This is a genomic window from Mesorhizobium sp. A623, from assembly GCF_054489405.1.
Window position 1 is genome coordinate 60,853 of record NZ_JBTMXB010000024.1, and the last position, 6,531, is coordinate 67,383.

Genomic DNA, 6,531 nt, shown 5'->3' on the forward strand with positions numbered 1-6,531 from the left:
AACGAAGATGGCCCGGATGAAATTCCTTTGCGACGCCGAACGGTGCATAGAGTGCAACGCCTGCGTCACCGCCTGCAAGAACGAGAACGACGTGCCGTGGGGCATCAATCGGCGCCGCGTCGTCACCATCAATGACGGCAAGCCGGGCGAACGCTCCGTCTCGATGGCGTGCATGCACTGCACCGACGCGCCTTGCGCGGCGGTGTGCCCCGTCGATTGTTTCTATACGACGGCGGATGCGGTGGTGCTGCACTCTAAGGATCTGTGCATCGGCTGCGGCTACTGTTTCTACGCCTGCCCGTTCGGCGCGCCGCAATATCCACGCGTCGGCAATTTCGGCTCACGCGGCAAGATGGACAAATGCACATTCTGCGCGGCCGGGCCGGAGCAGGATTCCACCGAGATCGAATACCAGAAATACGGCGCCAACCGGCTGGCCGAAGGCAAGCTGCCGCTCTGCGCGGAAATGTGTTCGACGAAATCGCTGCTTGCCGGTGACGGCGAGATCATCGCCGAGATCTACAAGGAACGGGTGACGCAGCGGGGCTATGGCTCGGGTGCGTGGGGCTGGCGGACAGCCTATCGGGAGACGGTCGGAGTTTAGAGCGCCCTGCGTCCTTGCGGACGCGCGAAAGGACGCTCAGCACTTGATCGAGCATCGGGACAAGCGGGAAGCCGGCTCTTCGGTCGGCGCGATGCTCCAGCAATTCAAGGCAGCGGGTGCCGGTTGGGCCCGCAGCGAAACAAGTTCGGGAGGACGGAGCAAATGCGGATCTGGAGCCTTGATCGATTGATTTCGCCGGTTGTCGCAGCATTCATTCTGGTTCTTGGGCTGATGGTGGCTCCTGCGTGGGCGCAGAGTACGACGGCCAACGATCCCGCCGCGCAGGCGGTGAGCGAACAGCAGCTTCTCGATGAACTCGGCAAGATCCAGGGCCGCATCACCATACCGGACCAGAAAGCCGCGACCCTGCAACAGCCTCAGGGCCGCGACTATCAGAGCTTCCAGCGGAGCACGTTGCCGTGGGTCGGCGCCATCGCCATTGTCGGCATGCTTCTTGCGATTGCGCTTTTCTTCTTCATCAGGGGCCGGGTACGGACACAAGCGGGTGAATCGGGGCAAAAGATCCTCCGGTTCAATGCGCTGGAACGGCTCATGCACTGGACGACCGCAACGGCATTCATCGTCCTTGCGATTACCGGTTTGAACCTTATCTTCGGCCGGCGTCTGGTGCTCCCGCTGATCGGACCGGAAGCATTTTCGACCTGGTCGAGCTGGGGCAAATATGCGCACCACTTCGTCTCCTGGGCGTTCATGCTCGGCGTACTGGTGATGCTGGTGGTGTGGGTTTGGCACAACCTCCCGGACCGCTACGATGCGAACTGGATAAAGTCCGGTGGCGGACTTTTGGACAAATCGAACAGGACGCATCCGCCGGCAGGGCGCTTCAACACAGGGCAGAAGCTGATCTTCTGGTCTGTCGTTCTGGGCGGGATTTCATTGTCGGTTTCCGGCATCTACATGCTGTTCCCGTTCTCCTTCACCGACGTCAACGGCATGCAGATGGCTCAATATGTTCATGCCATCATTGGCGTCCTCATGGTCGCGGTCATCATAGCGCATATCTATATCGGCACGCTCGGCATGGAAGGCGCCTATGAGGCCATGGGGTCCGGCACGGTGGACCTGAATTGGGCCAAGGAACACCACAGTGCCTGGGTCGAGGAGCAGCAAGGCGAGATCGGCGCCCGGACGCGGCCACCGCATGCAGCCGCCGAGCCAGCGGAATAGACCAGCCAACCTAGCGCAAGCAAGCCGCGCTTCGATGACGAAAAAATTCCGGAAACGGGCCGTACCTTCCCGGTACGGCCCGTTTCGTCGTTATAGTCCGTTTCGGCGCAGGCCATCGATCAGGGCTGATATTCGCAATGTCCAGCATCGCATTTGGCACCGTTCAGTGGTGCGGTTGAGCGACGACTTCTCTGACTTGCGTGCGCAAAACGCGCAATCGGGGCATCCATGCAATCCAGCACTGTGTCGCCGAAAAGTGGGACGGCTTTCGGCCCGATCTCAATCAAACCGTCAGCGTGTCCTTGTCACCGAAAGGACGTACGCCCTTAAGAGGGTATTTTCTCGCCATCGCCCGCAGAAACGTTGCCGGGATCGCCCGACCAATTCTGCCCGACGAGATTGTGGCCGGGATCGCTCACCCTTGTACTAACGGTGCTGTAGACCTGCCACGCAGGCTGTTCGGGCTGTACATTCAGAAAATAATAGCCGGAGCCAAAGGCGATTGCCCCCGTAACGACGATTCCCGACAAGATCATTCCCATATCCCCACCTCCTACTTCTTGGTGTCTGTCAAGGCATCCCGGTCGGGCTGCCATCGGTCTGGCCTCGTTTCGCCTACTCGTCGCCCGCCGGCACCGCACTCCCGGAAGGTTCGGTCGCCACGCCCGATTTCTGCTGATGCTGCAAATCCAACGCCGCCAATGCAATGAGCGGCGGCGGCATCGAGACGCCGGCCACTCTCATTTTACGAGCCATCTTCTGGCATTGCGCGGTATCGCCTGCGTCGGCAAGTTGCCGGGCCTCCTCCATGGTCAGAACGGATTCCCTGGGCGTGCTGGTAACATCGGCGGGGGGTGTGGGTGCCGACCGTGACTCTTTCTGAGGCGCGTTGGCAACCGACCCGGAATCGGCGTTGTCTTTGCCCGGCTCCGGCGCATCGGTTGCGACACCTTTCTGTCCGGTAACCGCCTGCGCAGAATTCGACCCGCTGTCACCCGAAACAGCTTTGTCGGTGGCGGTCGTGCCGGCCAAAGCCGACGAACCCTGCTGGTTTGATGCCGATTGCTGAGATTTTTCCTGTTGGCCGCCGGACGTGGCCGGTTTCGTTGCCCCGGGCGATACAGCCGCCTCTGGCGGTGATTTCATGAAAAGAAGGATTTCCTGACACAGATTGGCTGGACCACCTTGCTGCGAGGCGGGGCTCTGAACGGCAGGCGAAGCAGCCTCGGGAGACGCCGGCTGCGGTGCCGTGGTCGTCTGTGCCAGACAAGTCGAAGCCGAGAATGCGAACACTCCCGCAAGAATGATTTCTCTCATCGCTAGCTCCTTGGCTTATTGTTCAGGCAGCGATCGCAGCATTCCATGCTTAAGGTGCAGGATCATCGTGCGACATGCAAGTTCGAACCTAATGCTTGGCACGGGCTTAAGTTCCCTTTGCCGTGCGTCGAACCATTGGATCGCGTGATGCTTCCGGTGAGCAGCCCGCTTCGACTTCGACCAAGGCAAGGCTTTCGCATGGTAGCGACCAAAGGCGGTCGCCATGGCCTCGACCGCCTACAATGCGAACGAGCCGTAGGGAAGAAAGCGGACGGGGTCGCCCGGCATGATCCGGCGCGCCTCATCGGCGAGTTCGACGAGCCCGGTGGCCCAGGAAAGCCCGCTGATCCGCCCCGACCCTTCCGACTGGAAAGCCTCCGCATGGCCTTCCGGTGTCAGCCGCGCCCGCAAATACTCACGCCGGCCCGGCAACTTGTTCTTCGCGAAAGCCGCCGGAACCGTAAAGCCCGCCGGTTCCTCCCAACCGGCGCCGGCCAGCGCCGACAGCGCCGGGCGGCCGAATATCAGGGTGCAAACGAAGGCGGCGACCGGATTTCCCGGAAGGCCAAACACCGGAACGCCTTGCCACAGACCGAGCGCCAGTGGCCGGCCCGGCTTTACGGCAATGCGCCAACTGTGCAGCGCGCCGGCTTCTTGCAACAACGCCGAGACATGATCCTCGTCCCCCGCCGATGCTCCGCCGGAGGTAAAGATCACGTCCGCTTCCGCCGCACCCCGGTCGAGCCGGGCGGCAAGCGCTGCACGGTCGTCGCCGACATGGCCAAGGTCCACCGGCACATGGTTCCACCGCCGCGCCATTGCCAAAAGCATCGGCCGATTGGCGTCATAGATGCGGCTGGCGTCCAGCATGGTATCGCCGGCGTCGGGCACGATCTCGTCCCCGGTGGACAGCACGCCCATGCGCAGCGGGCGGAAAACCGAGACCCTTGCCGCGCCGACCGCAGACAGGAGCGCGAGATCGGGAGGGCGCAGGCGATGCCCGGCCGGTAGCGCGACATCACCCGCAATCACATCCTCCCCTGCCTTGCGGGTATTGGATCGCGCCTTGATCGGACCGTTGAAGGCGACGCGCTGGGCGTCGCTCGCCGTATCCTCCTCCAGCACCACGGTGTCGACGCCTTCGGGCAGGATCGCGCCGGTCAGGATGCGGATCGTCATTCCCTCCGGCACGCGACCCACGAAAGGCACACCAGCCGCCGCGCGCCCCTCGATCAGCGGCAGCGTCTGCGGCCCTTCGCCGGTGGCGGCGTGGGCGAAACCGTATCCGTCGACAGCCGAGTTCGCAGCGGGCGGATTCGAGCGGCGGGCGACTGCATCGCGCGCCAGAACACGGCCCAGCGCATCCGAAACACCCAGTTCCTCGGTGTCGACAACAGGAGACAGATTCGCCCGCAGCACGCCGAGCGCGGTGTCCACCGGGATCCAGTCGATGCCGGCCGGCAGGGCGAAGCAATCGTTCCTGAGGCGAGGCGGCACAAGCGGAGGCAGACTCATGGCGCCCCTTCGCGCAAAATCGCTTCGGCGCGCGCCATGTCCTGCGGCGTGTTGACGTTGAAAAAGGGATCGAAGGGCGATGCCGCAAACAGCGCTGTCGCGTAGCCGTGCCGGTCGGCCCACAACACGATCTTGCGCAGCCCGCCTGAAAGTTCGGCGCGCAGGTCTTCGCGCAAGACCACCGGCCACAGGCCGAAGGTGGGATGGCGGCGCGGTGCTCCCGTCTCGTCTGGCGAGGCCGCCAACGCTATGGGAACTTTCTTCTGCGCCGCAGCACTGCCAAGGCACGCGACGAGGTCGCGCGGAAGAAAAGGCGTGTCCGCCGCCGCCGTCACGATCGCATCCGCCCCGTTTTCCGCCGCCCAGTCGAGGCCCGCGAGAACGCCTGCCAGGGGTCCCGGATAATCCGGCAACGTATCGGCGATCACCGGAAGCCCGTAGCGCGAAAACCGCGTGGGGTCGCCATTGGCGTTGATCGCAAGTTCCGCGCATTGGGGGCCAAGCCGCGCGACCACATGGTCAAGCAGCCGCGCATCACCAAGGCGCAGCAAGCCCTTGTCGCCGCCACCCATTCGGGTGGCCCGGCCACCGGCCAGTATGACACCCAGGATTCTAGTCAATCAATGCGCCCTTGCGGCGATGGCGCTTCTCGTCCTCGGGTACGGTCTCGGGGTCGGCATCCCGAATCAGGCGCTCCTCTCCCGCAAGGCAGATGAAGCGCTTGCCGCGCAGGCGCCCGATCAGCGTCAGCCCCACCTGACGCGCGATCTCCACGCCCCAGGCCGTGAAGCCCGATCGGGAAGCTAGCACCGGAATGCCCATCATGGCGGTCTTGATCACCATCTCCGAGGTGAGCCGTCCGGTTGTGTAGAGTATCTTGTCTTCAGCACTCGCTTTTTCGAACAGCATCCAGCCGGCGATCTTATCCACCGCGTTGTGGCGGCCGACATCTTCCATATAGACCAGCGGCCGATCCTCTCTGCACAGCACTGTGCCATGGATCGCGCCCGCTTCGAGATAGAGGCTCGGCGTGGTAGTGATCGTATGGGCAAGCGCATAGAGCCACGACGTGCGCAGCGGCGCGGTCGGCAGCGTCAGCCCCTCCAGGCCCTCCATCATATCGCCGAACACCGTGCCTACGGCGCAACCGCTGGTACGGGTCTTCTTCTTGACCTTGTCCTCGTACGTCGTGCGGCTCTCGGTCCGCACCACGACGACCTCGATGTCCTCGTCATACTCAACGCCGGTAACAGTTTCAGCAGAGTCCAGCATGCCTTGATTACGCAGGAAACCTAGCGCCAGATATTCTGGATAGTCGCCGATCGTCATGGCCGTGACGATCTCCTGCGAGTTGAGGAAGATGGTGAGGGGCCGCTCTTCGACAACCGAAATCGCGACCTCTTCGCCATGATGGTCAACGCCGGTGACGGTTCGCGTCAGCCGCGGGTTTTCGATGTTCGGACCTATGATGTACTCGGCCGCCATTGGTCACCATCGGGATGGGGTTACTTCTCGTGTAGCCGGTAAGGATGCAATAGCGGCGTCTTGTTGTCCAGCCAGACGGAGATTTCTGTTCAGCGACGGCCTCCTTCGGAGAGCGAAAACCAAGCAATCGATCTTACGATCGACATTTGGTTTGTCGGGCGCGTCTGGATTATCCTCAGGTTCACGCTGAGGCTTCGGAGTTTGCTTTTTTAGATCGGATATCCATCTCTCTCCTTCATCACAACAATTGTCGTTGCCGTGGATTGTTCCGGCGGTCGAGTTGAATGGCAGCGTGGAGGGATCTTGTTGCAGGGATCGGGCTTGCCGGGTAGTGAGGTTGTAGATGCCTGACGGGATCGCCTGAATGCCGCACAAGTTCAATGACGCCCTCCGCCAGATGCTCCCGAAGCAGCCGCACCGGG

At 62.5% G+C, this 6,531-nt stretch carries 8 protein-coding genes; 2 read left to right on the forward strand and 6 right to left on the reverse strand.

Annotated elements, in window-relative coordinates; translation table 11 throughout:
- Positions 1-7 precede the first annotated feature (7 nt).
- Both fdh3B and ACX3P1_RS20330 read left to right on the forward strand, forming a co-directional pair.
- Positions 8-604, forward strand: a complete 597-nt coding sequence (fdh3B, locus tag ACX3P1_RS20325; RefSeq protein WP_459081409.1) for a formate dehydrogenase FDH3 subunit beta — start codon at positions 8-10, stop codon at positions 602-604.
- 162 nt (positions 605-766) lie between these two features.
- Positions 767-1,792, forward strand: coding sequence for a formate dehydrogenase subunit gamma (locus ACX3P1_RS20330; protein WP_459081410.1), 1,026 nt, complete (start codon positions 767-769; stop codon positions 1,790-1,792).
- Between the two features lie 326 nt (positions 1,793-2,118).
- On the opposite strand, the gene ACX3P1_RS20335 is transcribed toward ACX3P1_RS20330, so the two are convergent.
- The 6 genes from ACX3P1_RS20335 to ACX3P1_RS20360 all read right to left on the reverse strand — a co-directional run.
- Positions 2,119-2,328 (reverse strand): hypothetical protein, encoded by a 210-nt coding sequence (locus tag ACX3P1_RS20335; protein WP_459081411.1) that lies wholly within the window; start codon positions 2,326-2,328, stop codon positions 2,119-2,121.
- 79 nt (positions 2,329-2,407) lie between these two features.
- Positions 2,408-3,109, reverse strand: coding sequence for a hypothetical protein (locus ACX3P1_RS20340; RefSeq protein ID WP_459081412.1), 702 nt, complete (start codon positions 3,107-3,109; stop codon positions 2,408-2,410).
- Positions 3,110-3,346: 237 nt separating this feature from the next.
- Entirely contained in the window at positions 3,347-4,624 is a 1,278-nt protein-coding gene (locus tag ACX3P1_RS20345; protein WP_459081413.1) for a molybdopterin-binding protein, read from the reverse strand.
- Positions 4,621-5,244 carry a molybdenum cofactor guanylyltransferase MobA gene (mobA, locus tag ACX3P1_RS20350; protein ID WP_459081414.1) on the reverse strand — a complete coding sequence of 208 codons (624 nt, stop codon included), beginning with the start codon at positions 5,242-5,244 and terminating at the stop codon, positions 4,621-4,623. The genes ACX3P1_RS20345 and mobA overlap by 4 nt, the downstream gene beginning before the upstream one ends.
- A complete protein-coding gene (locus ACX3P1_RS20355; RefSeq protein ID WP_459081415.1) occupies positions 5,237-6,109 on the reverse strand; it encodes a formate dehydrogenase accessory sulfurtransferase FdhD in 873 nt (290 codons plus the stop codon). Before ACX3P1_RS20355 ends, mobA begins: the two co-directional genes overlap by 8 nt.
- A gap of 238 nt (positions 6,110-6,347) precedes the next feature.
- Positions 6,348-6,531, reverse strand: a 184-nt coding sequence (locus ACX3P1_RS20360; protein WP_459081416.1) for a hypothetical protein, incomplete at its 5' end; no start/stop codon positions are given.